Annotated in this window: 18 protein-coding genes and 1 riboswitch; of the genes, 10 read left to right on the top strand and 8 right to left on the bottom strand. The window is 71.4% G+C overall.

Annotated features, from left to right (window positions below; genetic code table 11):
- The first annotated feature begins 15 nt into the window (after window positions 1–15).
- A complete protein-coding gene (locus tag AKH00_RS05130; RefSeq protein WP_050721572.1) occupies window positions 16–738 on the top strand; it encodes a DUF6882 domain-containing protein in 723 nt (240 codons plus the stop codon).
- Window positions 739–760: 22 nt separating this feature from the next.
- On the opposite strand, the gene AKH00_RS05135 is transcribed toward AKH00_RS05130, so the two are convergent.
- Window positions 761–1,309: a hypothetical protein gene (locus tag AKH00_RS05135; RefSeq protein ID WP_050721573.1), complete on the bottom strand. Its 549-nt coding sequence runs from the start codon at window positions 1,307–1,309 to the stop codon at window positions 761–763.
- A gap of 53 nt (window positions 1,310–1,362) precedes the next feature.
- Between AKH00_RS05135 and AKH00_RS05140 the strand changes: the two genes are divergently transcribed.
- On the top strand, window positions 1,363–1,911 hold the full coding sequence (locus AKH00_RS05140; RefSeq protein WP_050721574.1) for a phage holin family protein: 549 nt from the start codon (window positions 1,363–1,365) through the stop codon (window positions 1,909–1,911).
- Between the two features lie 60 nt (window positions 1,912–1,971).
- On the opposite strand, the gene AKH00_RS05145 is transcribed toward AKH00_RS05140, so the two are convergent.
- Window positions 1,972–2,850 (bottom strand): bifunctional methylenetetrahydrofolate dehydrogenase/methenyltetrahydrofolate cyclohydrolase, encoded by an 879-nt coding sequence (locus AKH00_RS05145; protein ID WP_050721575.1) that lies wholly within the window; start codon window positions 2,848–2,850, stop codon window positions 1,972–1,974.
- Window positions 2,847–4,121 (bottom strand): serine hydroxymethyltransferase, encoded by a 1,275-nt coding sequence (gene glyA / locus AKH00_RS05150; protein ID WP_050721576.1) that lies wholly within the window; start codon window positions 4,119–4,121, stop codon window positions 2,847–2,849. Before glyA ends, AKH00_RS05145 begins: the two co-directional genes overlap by 4 nt.
- Before the next feature lie 38 nt (window positions 4,122–4,159).
- Window positions 4,160–4,244: riboswitch (ZMP/ZTP riboswitch) on the bottom strand.
- 53 nt (window positions 4,245–4,297) lie between these two features.
- Between glyA and AKH00_RS05155 the strand changes: the two genes are divergently transcribed.
- The 6 genes from AKH00_RS05155 (at window position 4,298) to AKH00_RS05180 (ending at window position 11,620) form a co-directional block, all read left to right on the top strand.
- Window positions 4,298–5,812, top strand: coding sequence for a beta-N-acetylhexosaminidase (locus tag AKH00_RS05155; protein WP_050721577.1), 1,515 nt, complete (start codon window positions 4,298–4,300; stop codon window positions 5,810–5,812).
- Window positions 5,809–6,975 carry an N-acetylglucosamine-6-phosphate deacetylase gene (gene nagA, locus AKH00_RS05160; RefSeq protein WP_050721578.1) on the top strand — a complete coding sequence of 389 codons (1,167 nt, stop codon included), beginning with the start codon at window positions 5,809–5,811 and terminating at the stop codon, window positions 6,973–6,975. The genes AKH00_RS05155 and nagA overlap by 4 nt, the downstream gene beginning before the upstream one ends.
- 477 nt (window positions 6,976–7,452) lie before the next feature.
- Window positions 7,453–9,459 (top strand): sigma-70 family RNA polymerase sigma factor, encoded by a 2,007-nt coding sequence (locus tag AKH00_RS05165; protein ID WP_161804378.1) that lies wholly within the window; start codon window positions 7,453–7,455, stop codon window positions 9,457–9,459.
- Between the two features lie 31 nt (window positions 9,460–9,490).
- Window positions 9,491–9,862 (top strand): YrdB family protein, encoded by a 372-nt coding sequence (locus AKH00_RS05170; protein WP_050721580.1) that lies wholly within the window; start codon window positions 9,491–9,493, stop codon window positions 9,860–9,862.
- Window positions 9,859–11,223 (top strand): FAD-binding oxidoreductase, encoded by a 1,365-nt coding sequence (locus tag AKH00_RS05175; protein WP_050721581.1) that lies wholly within the window; start codon window positions 9,859–9,861, stop codon window positions 11,221–11,223. Before AKH00_RS05170 ends, AKH00_RS05175 begins: the two co-directional genes overlap by 4 nt.
- Window positions 11,216–11,620, top strand: a complete 405-nt coding sequence (locus tag AKH00_RS05180; protein WP_050721582.1) for an NUDIX hydrolase — start codon at window positions 11,216–11,218, stop codon at window positions 11,618–11,620. Before AKH00_RS05175 ends, AKH00_RS05180 begins: the two co-directional genes overlap by 8 nt.
- A 26-nt stretch (window positions 11,621–11,646) precedes the next feature.
- On the opposite strand, the gene nagB is transcribed toward AKH00_RS05180, so the two are convergent.
- From nagB to AKH00_RS05205, 5 genes are all read right to left on the bottom strand, one after another.
- Window positions 11,647–12,426 carry a glucosamine-6-phosphate deaminase gene (gene nagB / locus AKH00_RS05185; RefSeq protein ID WP_050721583.1) on the bottom strand — a complete coding sequence of 260 codons (780 nt, stop codon included), beginning with the start codon at window positions 12,424–12,426 and terminating at the stop codon, window positions 11,647–11,649.
- On the bottom strand, window positions 12,419–13,384 hold the full coding sequence (locus AKH00_RS05190) for an ROK family protein (protein ID WP_235556694.1): 966 nt from the start codon (window positions 13,382–13,384) through the stop codon (window positions 12,419–12,421). The genes nagB and AKH00_RS05190 overlap by 8 nt, the downstream gene beginning before the upstream one ends.
- 40 nt (window positions 13,385–13,424) lie before the next feature.
- Complete coding sequence (locus tag AKH00_RS05195; protein ID WP_050721584.1) at window positions 13,425–14,612, bottom strand: ROK family transcriptional regulator; 1,188 nt, start codon at window positions 14,610–14,612, stop codon at window positions 13,425–13,427.
- Between the two features lie 94 nt (window positions 14,613–14,706).
- Complete coding sequence (locus tag AKH00_RS05200; protein WP_050721585.1) at window positions 14,707–17,940, bottom strand: family 20 glycosylhydrolase; 3,234 nt, start codon at window positions 17,938–17,940, stop codon at window positions 14,707–14,709.
- The gene (locus tag AKH00_RS05205; RefSeq protein WP_082297408.1) at window positions 17,931–19,148 is read right to left on the bottom strand and encodes an alanine racemase; all 1,218 of its coding nucleotides are present in this window, start codon (window positions 19,146–19,148) and stop codon (window positions 17,931–17,933) included. The genes AKH00_RS05200 and AKH00_RS05205 overlap by 10 nt, the downstream gene beginning before the upstream one ends.
- 25 nt (window positions 19,149–19,173) lie before the next feature.
- On the opposite strand from AKH00_RS05205, the gene AKH00_RS05210 reads away from it, so the two are divergent.
- Together AKH00_RS05210 and AKH00_RS05215 are read left to right on the top strand one after the other, a co-directional pair.
- The gene (locus AKH00_RS05210) at window positions 19,174–19,578 is read left to right on the top strand and encodes a RidA family protein (protein WP_050721587.1); all 405 of its coding nucleotides are present in this window, start codon (window positions 19,174–19,176) and stop codon (window positions 19,576–19,578) included.
- 104 nt (window positions 19,579–19,682) lie between these two features.
- Window positions 19,683–21,155, top strand: coding sequence for a L,D-transpeptidase family protein (locus tag AKH00_RS05215; RefSeq protein ID WP_050721588.1), 1,473 nt, complete (start codon window positions 19,683–19,685; stop codon window positions 21,153–21,155).
- The last annotated feature ends 34 nt before the right edge of the window (window positions 21,156–21,189 follow it).

Genomic DNA, 21,189 nt, shown 5'->3' on the forward strand with positions numbered 1-21,189 from the left:
GGCGAGACTGTGGGCATGACCTTCGCCGCGCTCCAGCCCCTCGCCGACCGTGCCGCACTGTTCACCGCTCTCCGCCAGGACTCCCTCGCGCGCGAGCTGGAGACGCTCGGCGACAACCACTGGGACGCCGACATGGGCGCAGGCACGCTCGTCTTCACGGCGAACGACGACCCGTCCCGTCAGCTCGTCGGTCGGGCGCACCTCGTCGCGACGATCGCCCCGGGGCCCCGGTCCCTGCTCTGGGCATGGGCTCATCCCCAGGGCGACCCCGCCGGGCTCGCGGCGCAACTGCGCGACTACGGTGCCGAACACGGCATCCGCGAGCTGAGCGAGCCTGAGCTCCCCTTCCCCGCCGACGCCGCGGGCGACGACACCTGGATCACCGCCGCCGCGCACACGGTCGGCGCCGTGGCCGTCGAACTCACGGGCCGGGCTCCGTACTACGTCGCACCGGTCGGCGGCGGCACGGTCGCGGTGTTCCTGCTCGATCTGCCCCTCGCGCCCCTCACCGTGGCGGATGCCGCGATCGTGCTCCCCCGCGTGCTCTCCACGCTCGCCCTGCCCGATGCCCGCACCTCGGTCTGGGACGCCGCGCGCCTCGCCGGCTGGAACCTCACCTGGACCGACGAATCGTTCTCGGGTGCCACCGTCAGCGACGCGAGCGGCTCCGCGACCTTCCGCTTCGACGACCAGGCCCGCATCGCGAACATCGAGAGCAGCCTGCAGCCGCAGGGCTGACCGGACTCGACCGGACGATCGCTCAGCCGCGCTCGCTCTCCACCGCATCGAGGAGTCGCGCGAGCCGGACGTCCGGTGGCCCCGACACCTCGGCGACGACCATGCCGTCGCCCAGGACGTCCGGGTCGTCGACGAGGTCGAGCAGCTGCTCGTTCATCGCCTGTCGCAACTCGAGATGCTCGTCGTCCCCCACAGGAATCGCGTCGCGCGCCGAGAGCGGCAGCACGACGAGGAGATCGACGCCTGACATCGCCGACCGAGTGAGTGAGATCGCGTGAGCGAGCGCCTCCCGGCCGAGCCCGTGGCCGCCGAGATCATCGAGGGCCAGCAGGTAGGCCAGGAAGTCGACCGGACCGCGCTCGGCGATCATGTCCCCGGTGGTCTCGTCGCGAAGACGGTCGGCGGAGATCCGCAGCTGCGCTCCGAAGAGGGCGCCGCTCGGGGCATCGCCCGCCTCGTCCAGAAGCTCGAACGGGTCGGGAAGCAGGGAGAACTCCGGATGCCGCAGGCGGAAGTCCGCGATCAGGGTGCTCTTCCCGCTGGCGTGAGTGCCCGATACGACGATGCGCATGTCCGGAGACTACCGGGGTCGTGCGGACCGCACGGGTGTGGGAGTCTGGGCGCATGAAGAACGGAATCGTCCGGTTCGCCGCGCTCTACGTGTTCAACGTCGTCGTCCTGCTGCTGATCGGCTGGCTGTCGCCCGGGGTCTCCGTCGGATTCAACGCCCTGTGGGCCTCGGTCATCCTCACGCTCGCGTCGCTGTTCCTCAAGCCGCTCCTGACGTCCCTGTTCCGCCGCGCCGCCGCGAAGTCGGCAGCCGACCGCACGAAGGCGGGCGAGAAGGTCGTGCAGTACGTGCTCGTCTACCTGGTCGAGCTGATCATCTGGGTCGCCGTCGTCTGGCTCAGCGGCGTCCGCGCCTCGGGCTTCTGGAGCTATGTGCTCCCGCCTCTGTTCCTCCTGCTCGGCTGGGTGATCTACGACAGGGTCGACGACCGGATGCGCGCCAAGGCCGGCGAGATCTACGATCTGGCCCAGTCGAAGATCTCCGGACAGCGTACGAACGAGACTCCCGCGCGTCCGGAGTCGCGTTCGACCGCAGAAGCCCGCGACGAGCTGAACGACGGGCTCACCCCCGAGCAGCGCCGCATGCTGGACGAGCTCGGCTGAGCCGACCCGTCCCGCAATGTCGTCAGGCCAGGCGTTCGGCCGACCCGTCCGGCATCGGCGTCAGGCCAGCCGCTCGGCCGCCTCGACCACGTTGGTCATGAGCAGCGCGACCGTCATGGGGCCCACGCCGCCGGGGTTGGGCGACACCCATCCCGCGACCTCGGCCACATCGGGGTGCACGTCGCCGAAGACCAGGCTCTTGCCCGTCTCGGGGTCGCTCTCCCGCGTCACGCCCACGTCGAGCACGGCGGCACCGGGCTTCACGTCCTCAGCGCGGATGAGGTGCTTGACGCCCGCCGCGGCCACGATCACGTCGGCCTCGCGCAGGTAGCGCGGCATGTCGACCGTGCCCGTGTGCGTGAGAGTGACCGTCGCGTTCAGGTCCCGCCGCGTGAGCAGCAGGCCGATCGAGCGACCGATCGTCACGCCGCGGCCGACGACCACCACGTGCTTGCCCTTCAGGTCGTAGTCGTTTCGCAGCAGCAGCTCGATCACACCGCGCGGCGTGCACGGCAGCGGGGTGTGGATCGGGCTGTTCACGTTGAGCACGAGACGCCCCAGGTTGGTGGGGTGCAGGCCGTCGGCATCCTTCGCGGGGTCGATCCGCTCGAGGATCGCATCGGTGTCGATGTGTTTCGGCAGCGGGAGCTGCACGATGTAGCCGTGGCAGCTGTCGTCGGCGTTGAGCTCGTCGATCAGCGCCTCGACGTCGGCCTGCGAGGCGTCGGCCGACAGCTCGCGCTGGATCGAGTTCATCCCGATCGCCTCGGACTGCCGGTGCTTCATGCCGACGTAGAGCTGCGATGCCGGGTCGGCGCCCACCAGCACGGTCGCGATCCCGGGCACGATGCCCTTCGCCTTCAGCGCGGCGACGCGCTCGGTGAGTTCGGCCTTGATCTCGGCCGACGCCGCCTTGCCGTCGAGGACGACCGCGGTCACTGCTGCAGGTCCGGGTAGAGCGGGAAGGCCGCGGCGAGCGCGTCCACGCGGGCACGGAGGGCCTCCACATCGGCGCCGGGGATCAGGGCGAGCGCGATCACGTCGGCGACCTCGGTGAACTCGGCGTCGCCGAAGCCGCGGGTCGCGAGGGCCGGGGTGCCGATGCGCAGACCCGAGGTGACCATCGGCGGGCGCGGGTCGTTCGGGACGGCGTTGCGGTTCACGGTGATGTGGATGTCGTGTAGGAGGTCCTCGGCCTGCTTGCCGTCGATCTCGGCGTCGCGCAGGTCCACGAGCACGAGGTGCACGTCGGTGCCGCCCGAGCGCACGCCGATGCCGGCGTCCTTGACGTCCTGCTGCGAGAGTCGCTCGGCGAGGATGGACGCACCGCGCAGCACCCGCTCCTGGCGCTCGGCGAACTCCGGGGTGCCGGCGAGCTTGAACGCGGTCGCCTTGGCGGCGATCACGTGCATGAGCGGGCCGCCCTGCTGACCCGGGAAGACCGCGGTGTTGATCTTCTTGGCGATGTCGGCGTCGTTCGTGAGGATGAAGCCCGAACGGGGGCCGCCGATGGTCTTGTGCACGGTCGACGACACGACGTGCGCGTGCGGCACGGGGTTGGGATGCAGGCCCGCGGCGACGAGTCCGGCGAAGTGGGCCATGTCGACCCAGAGCAGCGCGCCCACCTCGTCGGCGATCGCGCGGAACGCCTCGAAGTCGAGCGTGCGGGGGTACGCCGACCAACCCGCGATGATGACCTTCGGCTTGTGCTCGAGAGCGAGGCGGCGCACCTCGTCCATGTCGATGACCGAGGTCTCGGGGTTCACGCCGTAGGCGACGATGTCGTAGAGACGACCGGAGAAGTTGATCTTCATGCCGTGCGTCAGGTGTCCGCCCTGGTCGAGCGAGAGCCCGAGGAGGGTGTCGCCGGGGCGGGCGATCGCGTGCAGCACGGCGGCGTTCGCGGAGGCGCCGGAGTGCGGCTGCACGTTGGCGAACTCGGCGCCGAAGAGATCCTTGGCGCGCTGAATGGCGAGCTCCTCCGCGACGTCGACCTCCTCGCAGCCGCCGTAGTAGCGGCGACCGGGGTAGCCCTCGGCGTACTTGTTCGTCAGGACGGAGCCCTGCGACTGCAGCACGGACACGGGCACGAAGTTCTCGGAGGCGATCATCTCGAGGAAGGTCTGCTGACGCTTCAGCTCACGGTCGAGGACCTCGGCGATCTCGGGGTCGACCTCGGCGAGCGGGGCGTTGAAGTAACGGTCGGTCATGGTGACATGCTCCTCTGACAACGGAATCGAAGGGTGTTCCTATCGGCCCAGGCGCGCGGTCGAAGTCCGTGGTCAGTCGCTCCCCGGTGGTAGTCCACCCAGACGCCAGTCGCGACGGTTCGAGCATAGCGGGATTTCCCTGGTGTGCCGACCGGCTCTCGGGATAGGTTTTGTTCATGGTCCTACCTCTCCCACTTCCTCTGGTCCCCCTCCCCGCCTCCGCCCTCCTCGGCGAGGGCCGGGTGCCGGTCACCGAGAGCATGCGAGTCATCGGCGACTCCCCCGCGGCGATCCAGCTGATGGATGCCGTGGCGCAGCGCACCGGCATCCGCCTCACCACCACCGATGCCGCCGAGCCGGGGGCGATCACCCTGCGCGTGGAGTCCGGCGCCGCTCCCGCCGAGGGATATCGACTCTCGATCGGGGAGAGCCTGCAGATCGTCGGCGGCGACGAGGCGGGCCTGTTCTACGGTGTGCAGACGCTGCTGCAGCTGCTGAGCGAAGACGCCGGAGCGTGGAGCCTGCCCCGCGTCGAGATCGTCGACGCGCCGCGCTTCCCCCGCCGCGGCGTCATGCTCGACGTCACACGCCATTTCTTCGACGTCGCCGAGGTCAAGCGCTTCATCGACGAGACGAGCGCCCTCAAGTTCAACCACCTGCACCTGCACCTCAGCGACGATCAGGGCTGGCGCATCCACATCGATTCCTGGCCGAAGCTCACCGAGCTCTCCTCGGCGTCGGCCGCCGACGGCGACCGCGGCGGCTTCTACACCCAGGACGACTACCGCGAGATCGTGGCGTACGCCGCCGCGCACCACATGATCGTGATCCCCGAGATCGACCTGCCGGGCCACACGCACGCGATCGGCGTCGCCTACCCCGAGCTCGTCGAGGAGCCCGTGCTGAACGACGGACTGGTGTCGCAGGCGAAGGAGCTCGGACAGCCGCTCCCCGTCAAGGGCGAGCCGTACCTGGGCTGGGGCGTCGGGCACTCCAGCGTCCGGATCCACGAGGAGCGCACCTACGACTTCGTGCGCGACGTGGTCCGCGAGCTCGCCGAGCTGACCCCCGGCCCCTACATCCACATCGGCGGCGACGAGTCGCTCGGCACCCCGCAGGCCGACTTCGACCTGTTCGCCGAGAGGGCGACCGCGATCGTCGTCGAGGCGGGCAAGATCCCCGTCGCATGGCACGAGATGGGTTCGGCGGACGGCATCGCCGAGGGCACGATCGGGCAGTACTGGGGCAAGACGACTCCCGAGGGCACGCACGCGGAGGAAGCAGAGCACTTCGTCGCCCGCGGCGGCGCGCTCATCATGTCCGCCGCGGATGCCGCCTACCTCGACATGAAGTACACGCCCGAGTTCCCCCTCGGACTCACCTGGGCCGCCGTGATCGATGTGCAGCGCGCGTACTCGTGGGAGCCGACCGACGTGCTCGACGTCCCGGCCGAGGTGATCCTCGGCGTCGAGGCCCCGCTGTGGAGCGAGACCACCCGCACCTACGCCGACGTCGAGCAGCTCGTGTTCCCTCGCGCCGCCGCGCTCGCGGAGGTGGCCTGGTCGCCGGAAGAGGCCCCGGGGCGCACCTGGGAGTCGTTCCGCGAGCGGCTCGCGAGTCTCGCACCGGGGTGGCGTGCGCGCGGAGTGAACTTCCACCCCGCTCCCGAGATCCCCTGGGTCGCGGAATGACGGTCGACCAGACCGCATCGGGGTCGCTCGTCATCCACTCCGCCCGACTGGTCGACGCCGGACGGGTGACGGAGGACGCCTGGGTGCGCGCCGAGGACGGCGCGATCGTCGCGAGCGGCACGGGATCCTCGTGGCAGCACGCCGACCGCGTGGTCGACGCGGCTGCGACGGCGGGACCCGGTGCGCTGCTCACCCCCGGGTTCATCGACATCCACGGGCACGGCGGCGCGGGCGCATCCTTCGACGACGGCGTGGAGGCGATCCGGACGGCGCGTGCCCTGCACCGCGCGCACGGCACGACCAGAGCGGTCGTGTCGCTCGTGACCGCACCGCTCGACGACCTCGCACGGCGCGTCGCGGAGATCGCGGACCTCATGACGACGGATGCCGACATCCTCGGCTCGCACCTCGAAGGCCCCTTCCTCGACCCGGGGCACCACGGCGCCCATGAGCCGAGCCTGCTGCGCGCCCCGCATGCCGAGGACGTCTCGCGACTGCTCGCGGCGGGGCGCGGCACCGTGCGCCAGGTCACGATCGCCCCCGAGCTCCCCGGAGGGCTCGAGGCGATCCGTCTGATCGTGGAGGCGGGAGCCGCCGCCGCGGTCGGGCACACCGACGCGGACGCCGCGATGGCGGTGGCCGCGTTCGACGCGGGCGCCTCGATCCTCACGCACGCCTTCAACGCGATGCCCGGGATCCATCACCGCGCGCCGGGGCCCGTCCTCGCCGCTGCGGCCGATCGTCGCGTGGTGCTCGAGGGCATCGCCGACGACGTGCACCTCGACCCGCACGTCGTGAAGCTCCTGTTCGACACCGCACCGGGACGCGTCGCGCTCATCACCGACGCCATGGCCGCCGCCGGCAGCGCGGACGGGCACTACGACCTCGGCGCCGTGAGCGTGACCGTCCGCGAGGGTGTGGCCCGAGCCGACGACACCGGTTCGATCGCGGGCTCGACGCTCACGCAGGACGTGGCGCTCCAGCGCGCCGTCGCAGCCGGAGTCCCCCTGACCGAGGCCGTGCGCGCGCTCACGGCCACGCCCGCCGAGGCAGTGGGGGTCGGTGCCCGGTTGGGCGGACTCGCGCCCGGCTCGGTGGCGGATGCCGTGCTGCTGGATGCTGAGCTGCGCGTCGCGCGCGTGTGGGTGGGCGGGCGCCCCTGACCCGACCCGCGCGGCGACGCGCAGCTGCGTGCTCTCCGGTCCTTCTCCATGCGGGTGGGGGGCCGCCGTTCCCCAGAATGGCGACCCCCGCACTATGCCCCCTGCTCAGAGCCGGCGGGCCGGGAACTCCTCCCCCGAGGCGCCCGACCCGCCATTCACCGGTGCTCATGCCCCTCGGCACCAGCGCCTGGTCGTCCGCCCCCCGGTGGACTCCCATGGCTGTCTCTATGTGATGAGACGAAGGCGTTCCCGATTCATTACGCGACTTCTCAGAAATTCTTCGAGATTCTCTTTCACGCTCTCCGCAGATTCCTCTTGACCAGGGGTTTCTCTGCGATAACTCGATTCGATGGAGTTGCAGATCGGGGTGGCGTCCCTGGGAGATCGGAGAGAGAATGGTGAAGGCGCGTGATGAAGGACGGTCTCACGCGTCTCTTCATGTGGGGACGCATCCGCTCCCCATGACAGATGGATGACATGAGACACGACAGCACTTCGAACGACGAAGCGATCGCGGACGCCGATCTCGTTCTGCGGACCCGCTCGGGCGACGCCGCAGCCTTCGGCGAACTCTGGAGACGGCACTACCCCTCGGGCATGTCGGTCGCACGTTCCATCACCTCGTCGATCGACCCGGACGACCTCGTCCAGGAGTCGTACACGCGCATCTATCAGGCGATCATCAAGGGCGGCGGACCCAACGGCTCCTTCCGCGCCTATCTCTTCACGAGCATCCGCAACACCGCCGCGGCCTGGGGACGCTCCCGCCGCGAGTCCGCGATCGACGAGCTCGACACCGTCGCCGACCCCGACAGCACCGAGCAGGCCGCGAACGAGGCCCTGGACCGCAGCCTCACGGCGCAGGCGTTCCGCAGCCTCCCCTCCCGCTGGCAGGAGGTGCTCTGGTACACCGAGATCGAGCAGATGAAGCCCGCCGAGACCGGCGCCCTCCTCGGCATGAAGGCCGGCGCCGTCTCGCAGCTCGCCTTCCGCGCTCGCGAGGGTCTGCGAGAGGCCTGGATCCAGGCCCACCTCCGCAGCGCCGAACCCGGTTCGGACTGCCAGTGGACCATCGAGCACCTCGGCGCGTACTCGCGGGGCAACCTCAGCACGCGCGACCACAAGCGTCTCGAAACGCACATCGAGGACTGCGCCCGCTGCATGATCGTCGCCGCCGAGGCGAAGGACGTCTCGAAGCGCCTCGCCCTCGTGCTGCTGCCCCTCGTGCTCGGCGTCGGCGGATCCGCCGGCTACCTCGCCACGCTCCAGGGCGGCGGAGCGCCCATCGTCGCCCTCGCCGCCATGCCGTCGAGTGTCACACAGGGTGCCGTCCTGGCCGGCAGCGCGTCCGCCGCCGGCGGTGCGGGCGGCACGGGTGGCGCCGGTGGCGGTGCAGGTGGCGCCGGTGGCGGTGCAGGAGCGACCGGCGGCGTGTTCAGCGGCGTCGGAGCGCTCGTCGGCGTCGGCTCCGCTGCGATCGTGGTGGCAGGCGTGGTCGCGGCTGCGACCATCCTCCCCGGGCTCGCGGGAGCCAACCCCGCCGCATCCCTGCCGAGCGCCGGAGACAGCGACTCCTCGTCGATCAGCTCCGATGTGGGCCCCGACGCGTCGATGTCGGCCGACAAGCCCGTCACGACCGTGACCCCGGAGCCCGTGCCGACGCCGGTGACGCCGCCGGCCGAGACGCCCGTGGCACCCGAGCCCGCCGAGGACGAGGCGCCCGCGATCACTGCCCCGGCCTACACCGCCCCCGTGGCGCCCGCTCCTCCGGTAGAGCCGACAGATCCCACCGATCCGGGAACCGACCCCGGCACCGAACCGGGCCCGGGGACGGAGCCCGGTCTCCCGGCGGGGACGCCCTCGTTCTCGGCCGCCGAGGCCTGGCTCATCATCGGCGGCGATGACCTCATCACGACCGAGTACATCGTCCCCGTCTCCGGCGTTGCGGACTCCGCGGTCGCCGCACGCATCTCGGGACGCTCCGGCATCGCAGGCGGGACGGTGCTGTCGGCATCCGACGCCGATCCGAGCATCGGCTACGGCAACATCACCCTGCGACCGACGCTGCAGCAGCTGTGCCAGAACGCCACGGTGGAGTTCTTCTACGTGTCGGGCGACCAGGTGGGCGCGTCGACCACGACGACCCTGCAGGATCTCTCCGTCCTCGACCCGGGCCCGCTGTGCCTGCTGACGCCGGGCGGCGCTCCCGCCGAGGAGACTCCCGCCCAGGAGGCTCCCGCCGAGGAGGCTCCCGCGGAGGTCGTCGCGACGGCGCCGGTCGCGCCGTCGACTGCGGAGCCCGCACCGGCACCCGAGCCCGCACCGGCACCCGAGCCCGCACCGGCACCCGAGCCCGCACCCGAGTCCGCACCGGCACCGGCACCTGAGCCCGCACCGGCACCTGATCCTGCGGCAGCGCCCGCGGCCGCGGCCGTCATCGCGGCGACCGAGACCCTGGACGCCGCCACCACGTCACCGCGCTGAGAGCCGTCCCGCCGCGAATAGACTGGATCCCATGCCCGAGGATCCCTCCCCCGTACCCGGCGTGCAGCGCCCGACCATCACGGCTCTCGACATCGTCCGCTCCATCGTGCTGGTGATCGCCGTCGGCACCCTCGCTCTCTGGGGCTTCGCGACCTGGCCGCTGCCCTGGAACATCGTGCTCGGCATCGGCGCGCCCGTGATCGTGATCCTCCTCTGGGCGCTGTTCCTCTCCCCTCGGCCCGTGCTCCGCCTGCACCCGTTCCTGCGCGCCGCCGTCGAGCTCCTCATCTACGTGGGCGTGACGATCGCCTGGTGGCTCATGGATCAGCCGATCATCGGCATGGCCTTCGCGATCGTGGCGGTCGGAGCCGGCGTGGTGAGCGGTCGGCGGCGCATCGCATGACCGCGCTCGACCTGCTGACCTCGGCCCTCGGCGTGCTCGTGGACACCGACCCCGATTCTCTCGAGAGCGCGCGCGCCGATCAGTCCGGCCACGCGGCGCCCGGCAAGCCTCTCGCCGTCGTGCACGCCGAGACCGTGGAGCACGTCCAGACGGTCATGCGCATCGCGACCGAGACCCGCACACCCGTCGTGGTCCGCGGCGCCGGGACGGGTCTCGCCGGGGCGGCGAACGGCGGCGAAGGCGAGATCGTGCTGTCGACGCGACGCATGACCGCGATCCGCGAGGTGCGCGCCGACGATCTCCTCGCCGTGGTCGAACCCGGCATCCTGAACGCCGACCTCAACGACGCTCTGGCCGAGCACGGCCTGTGGTGGGCTCCGGATCCCGCGAGCCGCGCCATCTCCACGGTGGGCGGCAACATCGCGACCGGGGCCGGGGGCCTGCTCTGCGCGAAGTACGGCGTCGTGCGCGACGCCGTGCTCGGGGTCGATCTCGTGCTCGCCGACGGCCGTCTCCTGCACCTCGGCCACCGCAGCGTCAAGGGCGTGACCGGCCTCGACCTCACCTCGCTCGTGATCGGCTCGGAGGGCACTCTCGGCGTCGTCGTCGGCGCCACGCTCAAGCTGCGCCGCCTGGTGGAGGGCACGACCTGCACGATCACCGCCACCTTCCCGGACGTGCGCTCCGCCGCCGCGGCCTCCGCTGCGGTGACGGCCTCCGGCACCCAGCCCGCGATCATGGAGCTCATGGACGCCGCGAGCCTCGCGGCCGTCGCGACCATGCTCGCGCTGCCTGCCCCGGCCGCGGGAAGCGCGCAGCTGACGATCCAGACCGACGGACCCGCCGCGGTGGCGGAGGCGGCGGTGATCGCCGAGATCCTCACGGCCCACGACGGCGCCACCCTCGTCTCCTCCGACCGCGAGGAGGGCGAGCGGCTGCTGGCCGTCCGCCGCGCGATGCACCCCGCCATGGCCGCCCTCGGCACCACGCTGATCGAGGACGTCTCGGTACCGCGCAGCGCGATGCCCGCGATGTTCGACGAGATCGCGCGCATCGAGAAGGCCTTCGACATGACCATCCCGACCGTCGCGCATGCGGGTGACGGCAACCTGCACCCGAACTTCATCTTCGAGGGTGCGGAGCCGCCCGCTCACGTCTGGGCGGCCGCGGACGAGCTCTTCCGGGCGGCGATCGCCCTGGGCGGCACGCTGACCGGCGAGCACGGGATCGGCACGCTCAAGAGCCGCTGGCTGGCGGACGAGCTGGGCGACGACCAGTGGGAGCTGCAGCGCCAGATCACCCGCGTGTTCGATCCCCTCGGGATCCTCAACCCCGGCAAGGTGTTCGCCGCGGATGCCTGACATCCACGTCAGCGCCGCGATCATCGTCGACGCCGACGGACGAGTGCTCGTCGTGCGCAAGCAGGGCACGACGAGGTTCATGCAGCCGGGCGGCAAGCCGGAGGCCGGGGAGACACCGGCGCAGACCCTCATCCGCGAACTGCACGAGGAGCTCGGGCTGGTGCTCGCCGAGAGCGATCTGCGGTCGCTGGGGCGGTTCGTGTCGGATGCGGCGAACGAACCGGGTCACCGGGTCGTCGCCGACGCGTTCTCGGTGTCGATCGCGCACGCCGACGTCACGGTGCAGGCAGAGCTCGCAGAGCTCCGCTGGATCACGCGGGCGGATGCCGAGACGCTGCCGCTCGCACCCCTCAGCGTCGAGCATCTGCTCCCGCTGGCCTGGGCGCGCGGGAACTGAGCGCAACTCGACGGAACCGGATCGGGTCAGATGCCCTGCCAGGAGGGCTTGTTCGCGAACGTGTAGCGGTAGTAGTCGGCGAGCTTCAGGCGCGACGCCGCCGCCTCGTCCACCACGATCGTGGCGTGCGGGTGCAGCTGGACGGCGGAGCCCGGCAGGATCGCCGACAGCGGACCCTCGACGGCGTCGGCGACGGCCTGCGCCTTGCCCTCGCCGAACGCGAGGAGCACGAGGTGGCGCGCACGCAGGATCGTGCCGAGGCCCTGCGTGATGCAGTGACGCGGCACATCGTCGATCGAGTCGAAGAAGCGAGCGTTGTCCTCGCGCGTCTGCTCCGTGAGGGTCTTGACTCGCGTGCGCGACGCGAACGAGGAACCGGGCTCGTTGAAGCCGATGTGCCCGTCGGTGCCGATGCCGAGGATCTGCAGATCGACGCCACCCGCGGCGTCGATCGCCTTCTCGTAGTCGTCTCCCGCGTGCTGGATCGTGGCCTCGGCCCCGTTCGGCACGTGGATGCGGCGCGGATCGAGTCCGAGCGGCTCGACGACCTCGCGCGTGATGACCGAACGGTAGCTCTCGGGGTGCGCGGGGTCGAGGCCCACGTACTCGTCGAGCGCGAAGCCGCGCACCTGCGAGACGTCACGGCCCGCGAGCTGCGTCCGCAGAGCCTGGTACACCGGCAGCGGCGTCGATCCCGTGGCGAGTCCCAGCACCGCATCCGGACGTCCGTCGATCAGCTCGACGATCTCGGCGGCGACCAGTGAGCCCGCCGCGGCGGCGTTCTCGACGATGACGACTTCAGCCATGGGTGACGATCTCCTTGGTGGGGGTGGCGGCGCCGACCAGGGCAGCGCCGAAGGCGGCGGCGGGCGAGCCGGTCGGAAGCAGCTCGATCCTATCGTCGAGGTGCAGCGACCTCATGAAGGCCGAGGCCTCGGCACCCGCGTGCAGGGCCGCGCGGACACCGTCCTCGAGACGCGCGCCGAGCGCGGTGAGGCCTCCGCCGATGATGACGCGTTCGACGTCGGCCGAGAGCACGAGGGCGCGCACCGCCGCGGCCGCTCCGTGGAAGAGGTCGGCGCGCAGCGCGAGCGCGCGCTCGTCACCGGCATCCGCGGCGTCGAGGATGTCGCGCACGGGCAGGGAACCCGGGCGCTCCCATGCGCGGGCGAGGGCTCCCCCGCCGCAGAAGGTCTCGATGCAGCCGCGCTGTCCGCAGCCGCAGAGGCGTCCGGCCGGGTCGACCGAGAGATGCCCGACCTCGCCGGCCGTGCCGCGGGAGCCGCGCCAGATCTCGCCGTCGACGACGATTCCGGCCGCGACGCCGGTGCCGAGGTTCAGGTAGGCCATCGATCCCTCGATGCCGCGCAGCGCCGCCGCGCCCAGAGCAGCTGCCTTGACGTCGTTCTCGACGCGCACCGCGACGCCCAGTCGGGCGCCGACGCGATCGGACAGGTCGAGCGATTCGACGCCGAGGTTCACGGCGTGCAGAACGCGTCCGGTGGCCGCGTCGACGAGCCCGGGGATGCCGATGCCGACCGAGTCGATCGCGAAGAGGTCGGCGCCGGCCTCCGCCGCGAGGGCGGTCACGGCGTCGACGACACTCTCGACCACGGCATCCTCTCCCCAGCCGGTGGGCCGGCGAAGGCGCGCGAGGATGTCGCCGGTCTCGCTCACCGCGACCGCGTCGATCTTCGTCCCACCGACGTCCAGGCCCACTCGAATCCGCCGACCCGCCGGGCCGGCCACGATGGCGCGCGTCATCGGGTGGAGCTCCTGTCTGCGGCGCCTTCGGCTGCGCGTCTCACGAGACGCCCAGCTGGCTGGAGAGCACCATCACGGCAGCGCCGCGCAGCACGATGTCGTCCTGCAGCGTGCGGCGGATCACGACGTCTTCGAACACGCCCTCGAGCGTGCGGGCGTGCAGCGTCTCGACCGCGGCGTCGACGAGGGTGCCGTCGAGCAGGTCGCCCGGACCCGACAGAACGACCTCCGAGAGGTCGAGCGCCGCGACGATCGGTGCGATCGCGATGGCCATGCGGGTGCCGGCGTCGCGGAGGATGTCGTCTCGCGACGAGGGCGCTGCGTCGATCGCCGGCCGCAGCCGCGACTCGTTCAGCCACGCTTCGAGGCAGCCGTCCTTGCCGCACGCGCACCGCGGGCCGCCGTCGGTGCCGACCACGACGTGTCCGATCTCTCCGGCGGCGAACCGGCTGCCGAGCAGGGGCTGGCTTCCCGTGATCAGTCCGGCGCCGACGCCTCGACCGATCTTGATGAGCATGAAGTCCGCCTTGGCCTCGCCGAACGTGTACTCGGCCAGCACGGCCGCGTTCGCGTCGTTCCGCACGAGCACGGGGAGGTCCAGGTCGACGCCGAGCTTGGCCTCGAGCGGCAGATTCGACCAGCCGAGGTTGGGCGAGCTGAGCACGACTCCGTCGGGCCGGACCACGCCGGGCGTGCCGATGCCCACACCGAGCACGGGTTGCGTCGCCGCGTCCGACAGGGCACGGGCGAGAGCGAGGAGTGCCGCGTAGGCCGCGTCTCCGTCGGCTCCTTCGGGACGCTCGACCTCGCGTCGTTCGATCACGTCGCCGTCCAGGCTCAACAGCGCTCCGACGAACGCCTGTGGGCCCGAGAGGTCGATGCCGACGATCTGGTGGCCCAGGCGGTCGATGTCGATGAGGATCGGCGGCTTGCCCGGTCCGACGGTCTCCCGCACGCCCATCTCGACGACGATGCCGTCGGCGATGAACTCCGCGACGAGGTCGGAGATCGTGACGCGGGTCAGCCCGGTCTCGCGGGAGAGGTCGGCGCGACTCATCGCGCCCGAGTGGTACAGCGTCTGCAGGACGAGGGCGCGGTTGTGCCCCCGGGCGTGCTCGGGGAGCACCTTGGTGCGGGAGCGGAGGTGCCGCGCCGGCCCGAAGGCGTGCGCGCTCGCGCCGACGTGCTCCGACGTCATCGACGGACGCGTTTCATCCGATACGGACATGTTTGTTAGTAGACCTTACGAACAAAAATTGTGCAACCCCTGCCCCGCCGGTCGCCGGGAGGGTTATCGAAACGTTACAGTACGATTTCGACGATCAGTCGAGCCGCTCCGCCCTCTCCACCAGGCGGGCGACGAGTCCCTCGACGATCTGCTCCCGGGCCTCCCGCGTGAGCGGCTTCCCCGGCACTCCGGGACGCCGCTGAGCCGGCGTCGGACCGTCGAGAGGACGATACCGCACACCGCTGTCGGCGAGGCGCCGGAGATGCGTCGGCAGCCGGCGTCCGAAGTCCTCGAACGGACGGGGATCGCCTCCCTCCCACAGCCGCTCCGCCACCGCAGCCAGACGCGGGAACATCGCGAAGTCCACCCTGTCGCGGGTCGGCAGATGCTCGGTCCACACGTTCGCCTGGGCCCCGCGGGCTCCGTCCTCGACGCGCAGGGTGTACACGTGCTCGATCGGCAGCGGCGGGCCCACCCGGATCGGTTCCTCGGCCGACTCCGACTGCGGGTAGTCGAGGTACATCTCGAGGTCGGGACACGCGATCACCGGGATGCCGCGCCGCAGCGCCTCCCGCATCGCCACCGGACCGCGCCAGGCGAGGATCTCCACCCCGTCGGGGACGTCGCCCTCGAGGACCTCGTCCCAGGCGAGCGCCGTGCGACCGCGCGATCGGACGTGCTCCACGAAGTGCGCCGTGAACCACGGCTGCACGTCGTGCGGCGACGCGAGACCGAGCTCGCGCATCCGCTCCCCCGCCGCCGCGCTCTGCGCCCACTCCGTGACCGGCACCTCGTCGCCGCCGATCCCGATCCACGGCGAGTCGAACACATCGCACAGCGCGTCGATCGCCGCGCGGCCGAACGCCAGCGACGCCTCGGTCGGGGCAAGCGTGCGCGGGTTGACGCCGAACCTCTCCCACGGAGCGGTCACGGGGTCGCCGACGTCGACGTTGCCGAGCTCGGGGTACGCGGCGAGGCCCGCCTGGATGTGCCCCGGCAGCTCGACCTCGGGCACGACCGTGACGAAGCGCTCCGCGGCGTACGCGACGAGGTCGCGCAGCTCGGTCTGCGTGTAGTGCCCCTCGTGGACCCCGGACTCGACCGTCGCGAGCGGGCCGTGACCGCGCTGCGTCGACTCCCGCCGTGCACCGATCTCGACGAGTCGCGGGTAGCCGGGCACCTCGAAGCGCCAGCCCTGGTCGTCGGTGAGGTGCAGGTGCAGGACGTTCAGGTGGTGGTCCGCGAGCAGGTCGACCAGCCGCCGCAGATCCTCCACGGGACGGAAGTGGCGCGCGACATCGAGCATGGTGCCGCGCCAGGCATAGGCGGGCGCGCCGGTCCAGAACCCGGCGGGGATGCGGGAGCGCTGCGCCCCCGGCTCCCGCAGCTGTCGCAGGACGGTCACGCCGCGGAAGACCCCGGCCGGCGAGGCTCCGTCGACCGCGATGCCCTCGGACGTCACGGCGATGCGGAACGCCTCCGCCGCGATCCGGCCGGCGGCGAAGTCCGCGTCGGCGAGGGACGCGTCGACGCGGAGCGTGATCGCGGGGCCGGCGGTCTCCGCGTGCGGTGCGCCGAGCCGGCGCGCGCTCGCGACGAGCGCGTCGGGGGCGTCGACGGGCGTGGTCGCGGTCCAGAGGAACGGCTCCGCGGCGGGGTCGATCTCGGACTGCGCGAGCGGAACCGTCGCACGGTGCGCGGCCGGAGCCATGCGCAGCGCTCGACCGGGAGTCTCCCCGGTGGCCTCGCCGGCCACGACCACAGGCGTGCCTCCGACCAGCACCTCGACGATCCCCACCGGCGCCTCATGCGGTTCCTCGAACGTCGCACCGGCGGCGACGGTCTCCGGATCGAAGAGCACCAGATCGGCGGTCGCGCCCTCGCGGATCACACCGCGCGGTGCGTCTCCGCGATCGAGTCCGAGCCTCGCGGCGGGCGTCCCCGACAGATGCCGCACGGCCTCTTCGAGGGTCAGCACGCCGAGCTCGCGCACATAATGTCCGAGATAGCGGGGGAACGTCCCGCGACCGCGCGGGTGCGGGCGGGCCCCGATGAGGATGCCGTCGCTTCCCCCGCTGTGGCTCGGGTGACGCATGATCTCCCGGACGTTGCCCTCGTCGCCGATGTGCATCAGGATGCCGGTCGCCCCGGCATCCTGCAGGATCGTGTCAAGGACGACGTCGACCGCGCGCTGCCCGGAGTCCTCGGCGATCTCGGCGACCGTCCGCCCCACGAGATCGCCGAGAGCCGGATCTCCGGTTCCCGCGATCTGGATGGCCGACCACTCGGCGCGCTCGCCGTGGAAGCCGTCGCACCCGATCTCCTCGAGTTCGACCCGCACGGCCTCGCGCCCGTCACCGTCCAGCGCCGCTATCGTGCCGAGCAGATCGCCGGTCTCGGCGAGACGACTCGGCAGCAGGGCGGCGAGGGTCGTGGCGCCCGGCAGGTACGGGTAGGTGTCGAGCGTGACCTCGACACCGTCGGCGAGCGCCTCGTCGACGAGCGCGAGGAGCTCGGCCGCGCGTCCGCGGTTCGGAGCGAAGTTCATGGTCGCGTGCGTGAGGTGGATCGGGCAGCCGGTGCGACGGCCGATGTCGAGCGCCTCGCGATAGGCCTCGAGCGCTGCGCCGCCGTAGCTCCGCGTGTGCGGCGACCAGTAGCCGCCCCGCTCCGCCACGACACGGCACAGCGCCTCGAGCTCCGCGGTGTCGGCGTACATGCCCGGCGTGTACGTGAGGCCGCTCGACATGCCGAAGGCCCCCTCGTCGAGGGCTTCGCCGAGCAGAGCGCACATCGCGTCGATCTCGTCGGCCGTCGCGCGGCGGTTCTCGTGACCGACGACGATCATGCGGAGGTTGCCCTGCGGCACCAGGACGGCGGTGTTCGCGACGGCGGACTCGTCGAATGCGCGCAGGAGATCGTCCATGCTCCGCCACGGGACGGATGCCGCAGGTCCGTTCCATCCCGCGATCTGGGCCGGGATCACGGCCGCGGCGCGGTCGTCGAGCGGGGCGTAGCCGAGCCCGTCCTGACCCACGACCTCGGTCGTGACACCCTGGCGGATCTTGGCCGTGTGCGCGGCGCCGCCGAGCACCGCGAGCTCGCTGTGCGCGTGCATGTCGATGAAGCCGGGGGCGAGCACCAGGCCGTTCGCGTCGATCTCGACCGCGGTCTCGGGGAGTTCGGGCGCGGTCTCACCGGGGCGGACGACGGCGACGACGCGCGCGCCCTCGAGGAACACGTCGGCGGTGAAGCGCGCGTCGCCCGTGCCGTCGACGACCGTGGCGTCACGGTAGACCCGCACGGGCTTCTCGGTGCTCAGAAGCACGTCGCCACCGCCCCGATCACGCGCGGGTCGGCGGCATCCGGGTCATCGATGATCGCCACCACGCGCCACTTGTCGAACGCGGTGCAGGGGTGGGAGAGCCCGAGGCGCACGACGTCTCCCGGCGCGACGGAGGCCGCGGGATCGAGACGGAGGAACGCGTGCTGGTCGTTGAGGGCGGTGATCGTCCCGGCCACCGACTGCGGCGTCGGGAGATCGATGTCGAACGGCACGTCGCGACGGCCGGCGTCGAGCAGTGCGAGGCTCGGCTCCGGCTGCGACACCACGCGGCTCCAGGCGTGCATCGCCGAGCGCAACGGCTCCGTTCCGGTCAGAGGCCCGAAGGGCGACATGCGCGTGTAGAAGCCGTCGTCGTGGATCTGGAACGCACCGGAGCGGAGCACGACGTTTGCGTCTCCGCCGTGCGGTGCGAGAACGGCGGCCGCGCGGTCGGGGAACGAGCTCCCGCCGGCGCTCAGCACGGGCCGGAGCCCTTCGGGGTAGGCGAGACGCGCGTGCAGCGCGACGAGCGTCTCGAGGTAGGCGTCGACGGCAGCGACCGAAGCATCGCTGCGGTCCGGGCCGAACGGCCCCTCGTAGCCGGCCACTCCGGCGAGACGCAGACCCGGTGCTGCCGTGATCGCCGCGGCGATCCGCTCCCCCTGGTCGATCGTGCGCGCTCCCGTGCGACCGCCGGCGCCGCCGAGCTCGACCAGCACGTCGAGGGGCCGTGGTGCGTCGGTGAGCGCTGCGGCGAGGATCTCGACGGTGTCCACCGAATCCGCCCAGCAGAGGATGCGCAGCCCGTCGTCGGCGGCGAGCAGGTCGCCGAGGTGCGAGGCCGCCGCTCGATCGGTCACCGCGTTCGCGATCAGCACGGTCGAGACGCCGGCGTGCACCGCGACCTCCGCCTGCCACGGCGTCGCGACCGAGATGCCCCAGGCGCCCGCGTCGAGGAGGCGCTGCCACAGGGCGGGCGCCATGGTCGTCTTGCCGTGCGGCGCGAGCAGCACGCCCTGATCCCGGGCCCAGCCGAACACGGTCGCCTCGTTGTGGGCGAGCGCTGCCTCGTGCACGGTCAGCACCGGGGTGACGAGATCGGAGAGACGCAGTCCTGCGCCGCCGACCTCCGAGAGCACGAGCCCCGCCGCGTGCGCCGGAAACCCCTTCGTCCACGAGCCGAGTGCGGGATCCGGAATTTGTAGAGGCATCTAACAAGGCTACTAGGCTGAATGCATGACTTCGAAGACCCGCATCTCCACCGACGCCGCCCCCGCTCCCGCCCACACCTTCTCCCAGGGTGTGCGCAAGGGCCCGTTCGTGCAGGTCTCGGGCCAGGGCCCGGTCGACCCGGTGACGAACGAGTACCTGTTCCCCGGCGACGTCGCGGCGCAGACCACGCGCACGCTCGAGAACGTCAAGGCGATCGTCGAGGCATCCGGCGCGACCTTCGACGACGTCGTGATGCTGCGCGTCTACCTCACCAAGCGCGAGGACTTCGCGGTCATGAACGACGCCTACGGCGCCTTCGTGACCGCGCACACGACGAGCGGCGTCCTCCCCTCCCGCACCACCGTGTTCACCGGGCTGCCGCGCGAGGAGATGCTCGTCGAGATCGACGGCATCGCCATCGTCGACTGAGCGACGGCCCGAGACGGCCGCTATCGGCTCTTCCTGACCGTTGCCTCCCTGTTACCTGCCATCACGTACCATGGGATGTGATAAGGCCACGTGAGAACCGGGGGGTGAAGTTCGTGACCGATCTGATCTCAGCGCAGGATGCGAAGACCGAGAAGCTGACCGAGGCGGACACCGCACTCGACGGCAAGGACTCCGGCGGCGACCAGCCGCTCGCCTGGGCCCCCATCGAACCGGCGCCCAAGAAGAAGCGTCTCGCGCTCTGGATCGGGCTCGGCGCGGGTGTCGTCGCGATCGGCGCCGGCGCCGCATCCATGATCCTGATCGCCCCCGGCACCACGGTGGCGGGCATCCCGGTCGGGTGGCTCACTCCCGGAGCCGCTGCCGACGCGATCAGCGCGCACGTGGCCGAGACCGAGGTCGTCCTGACCGGGGTCGGCGACGACATCGTCCTCTCCGGCTCGGAGCTCGGCGCGTCGGTCGATGCCACGGCACTCGCGGACGAGGCGTTCGCCACGCACCCGATGTGGAACCTCGGTTCGTGGATGGGCGAGCCCGTCGCCGGTGACATCACCTTCGACACCGCCACCGCTGACTCCGCGCTCCGCGACGCCGTGCCGACCAGCTTCGACGACCCGGTGGACGCCGGCGTCGTCTTCGATGCAGCGACCGGCGCGTTCGTCATCACGCCGTCCGTGACGGGAACGGGCGTCGACCTCGACGCCCTCTCCACGGCCTTCACCGAGACCATCGCCGACGGCGGCAAGCGCCTCGAGTTCCCGGGCGGTCCGGCCGAGGCCACTGCGGCTGTGAGCGACGACGACGCCACGGCCTTCGCCACCGAGCTCAACACGATGATGGGCACCATCGGTTTCTACATCGGCGAGGAGCGTACGGTTCCGATCGACGCCGCCACCGCCTCCACGTGGTTCACGGTCGTCGACGACGACGGCACCCTGCGCATCGACGCCGACCAGACGGCGATCCAGGCGACGGTCGACGCACTGCCCGCCGCCGTGGACATCGCGCCCATCAACGCGAACACGATCGTCGACTCCGCCGGCAAGGTGCTGCGCACCGAGTCGGAGGGCGTCAACGGACGAGCGATCGGCGACACCTCGAACCTCGCCTCCGACGTGGTCGAGAAGCTCGAGGCGGGCGAGGCCGTGTTCCCGATCAGCGTGACGGAGACGCCGTTCCAGTCCGTCAACGTGCTCCGCACGATCGACGTGAACCTCAGTTCGCAGACCGCGACCCTGCTCGAGAACGGCGCCGTCGTGCGCTCCTGGAAGATCTCCTCCGGCAAGGCCGCGACGCCCACCGACACCGGCAACTTCAAGGTCTACGCGCACGTGCGGATGCAGACCATGAAGAGCCGCGAGCCCGACGGGTCGATCACCGAAACGCCGAACGTCCCCTGGGTGACGTACTTCAACGGCGACGAGGCCTTCCACGGCACGTACTGGCACAGCAACTTCGGCAACCGGATGAGCCACGGCTGCGTCAACATGCCCATCGACGTCGCGAAGTTCGTGTACGAGTGGGCGCCCGTGGGCCTCGAGGTCTCGGTGCACAACTGAGTCGATCTCCGCGCCGCCCTCGGGCACCGCGAAC

The organism is Microbacterium sp. GCS4, assembly GCF_001262495.1.
Taxonomy (GTDB): domain Bacteria; phylum Actinomycetota; class Actinomycetes; order Actinomycetales; family Microbacteriaceae; genus Microbacterium.

What these genes read in the sequence shown, in the direction of transcription:
- AKH00_RS05130 (WP_050721572.1), top strand. Translation starts at nt 16, where the DNA reads ATGACCTTCGCCGCGCTCCAGCCCCTCGCCGACCGTGCCGCACTGTTC.
- AKH00_RS05135 (WP_050721573.1), bottom strand. Translation starts at nt 1,309, where the DNA reads ATGCGCATCGTCGTATCGGGCACTCACGCCAGCGGGAAGAGCACCCTG.
- AKH00_RS05140 (WP_050721574.1), top strand. Translation starts at nt 1,363, where the DNA reads ATGAAGAACGGAATCGTCCGGTTCGCCGCGCTCTACGTGTTCAACGTC.
- glyA (WP_050721576.1), bottom strand. Translation starts at nt 4,121, where the DNA reads ATGACCGACCGTTACTTCAACGCCCCGCTCGCCGAGGTCGACCCCGAG.
- AKH00_RS05155 (WP_050721577.1), top strand. Translation starts at nt 4,298, where the DNA reads ATGGTCCTACCTCTCCCACTTCCTCTGGTCCCCCTCCCCGCCTCCGCC.
- nagA (WP_050721578.1), top strand. Translation starts at nt 5,809, where the DNA reads ATGACGGTCGACCAGACCGCATCGGGGTCGCTCGTCATCCACTCCGCC.
- AKH00_RS05165 (WP_161804378.1), top strand. Translation starts at nt 7,453, where the DNA reads ATGAGACACGACAGCACTTCGAACGACGAAGCGATCGCGGACGCCGAT.
- AKH00_RS05170 (WP_050721580.1), top strand. Translation starts at nt 9,491, where the DNA reads ATGCCCGAGGATCCCTCCCCCGTACCCGGCGTGCAGCGCCCGACCATC.
- AKH00_RS05175 (WP_050721581.1), top strand. Translation starts at nt 9,859, where the DNA reads ATGACCGCGCTCGACCTGCTGACCTCGGCCCTCGGCGTGCTCGTGGAC.
- AKH00_RS05180 (WP_050721582.1), top strand. Translation starts at nt 11,216, where the DNA reads ATGCCTGACATCCACGTCAGCGCCGCGATCATCGTCGACGCCGACGGA.
- nagB (WP_050721583.1), bottom strand. Translation starts at nt 12,426, where the DNA reads ATGGCTGAAGTCGTCATCGTCGAGAACGCCGCCGCGGCGGGCTCACTG.
- AKH00_RS05190 (WP_235556694.1), bottom strand. Translation starts at nt 13,384, where the DNA reads ATGACGCGCGCCATCGTGGCCGGCCCGGCGGGTCGGCGGATTCGAGTG.
- AKH00_RS05195 (WP_050721584.1), bottom strand. Translation starts at nt 14,612, where the DNA reads ATGTCCGTATCGGATGAAACGCGTCCGTCGATGACGTCGGAGCACGTC.
- AKH00_RS05205 (WP_082297408.1), bottom strand. Translation starts at nt 19,148, where the DNA reads ATGCCTCTACAAATTCCGGATCCCGCACTCGGCTCGTGGACGAAGGGG.
- AKH00_RS05210 (WP_050721587.1), top strand. Translation starts at nt 19,174, where the DNA reads ATGACTTCGAAGACCCGCATCTCCACCGACGCCGCCCCCGCTCCCGCC.